This is a genomic window from Microbispora sp. H10830 (assembly GCF_014161375.1).
GTDB classification, from domain to species: domain Bacteria; phylum Actinomycetota; class Actinomycetes; order Streptosporangiales; family Streptosporangiaceae; genus Microbispora; species Microbispora catharanthi.
On the sequence record NZ_JABBWX010000045.1, the window covers coordinates 1 to 1,960 of the forward strand.

At 68.8% G+C, this 1,960-nt stretch carries 2 protein-coding genes; both read left to right on the plus strand.

Annotated features, from left to right (window positions below):
- Positions 1-752 (plus strand): cellulose binding domain-containing protein (locus tag HHX35_RS42300; RefSeq protein WP_182904237.1); only part of this gene is annotated, 752 nt, incomplete at its 5' end.
- A 28-nt stretch (positions 753-780) separates the two neighbouring features.
- A partial coding sequence (locus HHX35_RS42305; protein ID WP_220506549.1) for a cellulose binding domain-containing protein occupies positions 781-1,960 on the plus strand: 1,180 nt, incomplete at its 3' end.

Here is a 1,960-nt window from a genome sequence, read left to right on the forward strand (position 1 = left end):
ACGACGTGCTGCAGAACTACAACGTGTCCGGCGCGCCGCAGCGGCTGTCCACGCTGATCGACCACATCACCGCGGCGGCGCCGAACGCCGAGGTGTTCGTCGCGACCATCATCCCGCTGTCGAACTCTGGCCAGGAGGCCGCCGCCCGCACCTTCAACGCGGCGATCCCCGGCATCGTGCAGTCCAAGGCCAACAGCGGCAAGCACGTCCACCTGGTCGACATGCACAGCAAGCTGACCACCGCCGACCTGATCGACGGCATCCACCCCACCGCGAACGGCTACGACAAGATGGCCGCCGCCTGGTACGCGGCGCTCCAGTCGGTCCCCGGCAGCATCGGGCAGGGTCCCAGCCCGTCGCCCAGTCCCTCGCCCAGCCCATCGGCCAGTCCGTCGGCCAGCCCCTCGGCCAGCCCCTCCGCCAACCCCTCGCCCAGTCCGTCGCCGGGCGGCGCGGGGTGCTCGGCCGCGTACGCGATCGCCGGGCAGTGGGACGGCGGCTTCCAGGCGACGGTGACCGTGACCGCGGGCAGCTCGGCCATCTCCTCCTGGACGGTCGGCTGGCGGTTCGGCAACGGCCAGACGGTCACCCAGTCGTGGAACGCCGCGATCAGCAGCAGCGGCGCCCAGGTCACCGCCCGCAACGTCGACTACAACGGCGCGCTCGGCGCGGGCGCGAGCACCCAGTTCGGCTTCCTCGGCACCTGGAACGGCGCCAACGGCGTGCCCACGCTGACCTGCACCGTCTCCTGACGAATCCCTATCCCCCCTGGAGATTCTCGTGCGCTTCACTCGACATCGGCGCTGGCTCGCGGCCGGGATGGCCGCGGCACTGAGCGTCCTCGGAGTCGTGACCGCCGGCTCCGCCCGCGCCGCCGCGGGCTGCCGGGTCACCTACACCGTGACCAACCAGTGGCAGGGCGGCTTCGGCGCCAACGTGGACGTGGTCAACCTGGGTGACCCGGTCAACGGCTGGAGCCTGACCTGGTCGTTCCCGGCCGGGCAGACGATCAGCCAACTGTGGAACGGCAGCTATACGCAGTCGGGCGCCCAGGTCACCGTGACCAACGCCTCCTACAACGGCGCCATCCCGACCGGCGGCAGCACGTCGTTCGGCTTCAACGGTTCCTGGACCTCGTCCAATCCGGTGCCGGCGAGCTTCGCGCTGAACGGCACCACCTGCAGTGGAACCGTCACCAGCCCCAGCGCCAGTCCCAGTGCCAGTCCCAGTGCCAGTCCCAGTGCCAGTCCCAGCGCCAGCCCCAGCGCCAGCCCCTCGGCGTCCCCCTCCCCGAGTCCCTCCCCCAGTCCGTCGCCGTCGCCGTCGGCGAGTCCGACGAGCGGGCCGTGGCCGCCGTCGTCGACCTATTCCAACCCGGTGTTGTGGGAGGACCTGGCCGACATCGACGTCTTCCGGGTGGACGACACCTACTACTACTCGGCCTCCACGATGCACTACTCGCCCGGCGCGCCGATCCTGCGCTCCTACGACCTGGTCAACTGGGAGTACGCCGGCCACTCGGTGCCCAAGCTGGACTTCGGATCGAAGTACGACCTGAACGGCGGGCGGGCCTACGTCAACGGAGTCTGGGCGTCGTTCCTGAACTACCGCAAGAGCAACAAGACCTTCTACTGGGGCGGCTGCATCGACTTCAGCAAGACCTACATCTACACCGCCACCTCCGTCGAAGGCCCCTGGAACCGGCACACCACCATCAACAAGTGCTACTACGACGCCGGGCTGCTCATCGACGACAACGACACGATGTACGTCTCCTACGGCAACACCAACATCAGCGTGGCCCAGCTGTCGGCCGACGGAAAGACCGAAGTCCGCAGCCAGCAGGTGTTCTCCACCCCCTCCAGCGTGGGCACCCTGGAAGGGTCGCGGATGTACAAGCGAGGCGGCGCCTACTACATCTTCCTGACCCGCCCGGCCAACGGCCAGTACGTGCTGAAGT